Genomic DNA, 792 nt, shown 5'->3' with positions numbered 1-792 from the left:
GGCTCTTATCTTGGCGATCCAGACGGTGACATTGTCGACAACGATGATGCAATCCTTGCGGGCGACACAGACAACGACGACCTCATTGAGGCCAACGGCGGCAACGACACCGTCTTTGCTGGCGACGGCGATGACGAAGTCTATGGCGGCACAGGCAACGATACGCTTGATGGCGGTGTTGGCGACGATACGCTGTTTGGCGAAGACGGATCTGACACCATCACAATTGGTGAAGCTGACGGCACAGACGCCATCACAGGTGGCGAAGATGTCGGCGATGCGGATCTCGACATCGTTGATTTCTCTGGTGTTTCTGGCACCGACGGCGTCGACGTTGACTTTTCCGGCGATGAGGCTGGCGATTACCAAGTTGGGGCCACAGGCTCTGACGGCACGTTCAATGAGATCGAAGGCATCATCGGCACAGACAACGACGATGACATCAACCTGTCTGGCGACACATCCGGCATCTCTGTTGATGCAGGCACTGGCGACGACGTTATCACAGGCGGCACCGGCGACGATGAGATCGCCGCAGGCGCGGGTCAAGATGACATCATCATCGGCGACAACTTCGGCAACGATGACATCGACGGCGGCGCGACTGCAGATGGGACAGGCGACGTCTTGGACGGCTCTGCTCTGACTGAAGATGTGACTGTCACATTCAGTGCAGCTGAAACCGGGACCGTGACAAACGGATCTGACACGCTGGACTACGCTGAAATCGAAGAGATCATCACAGGCGCTGGCGATGACACTGTTATCGGCGGAGCTGGCGACGATGTTGTC

1 protein-coding gene is annotated in these 792 nt (G+C 57.3%); it reads left to right on the top strand.

Annotation, left to right across the window (positions count from 1 at the left end; translation table 11 throughout):
• Positions 1–792 (top strand): calcium-binding protein (locus J3L16_RS15870; RefSeq protein ID WP_278252903.1); only part of this gene is annotated, 792 nt, incomplete at both ends.

This window comes from Alteromonas sp. 5E99-2 (genome assembly GCF_017368475.1).
Taxonomy (GTDB): Bacteria; Pseudomonadota; Gammaproteobacteria; order Enterobacterales; family Alteromonadaceae; genus Alteromonas_F.
The sequence above is the reverse complement of the archived record's forward strand: the minus strand, read 5'-3'. Positions and strand labels throughout refer to the sequence as shown.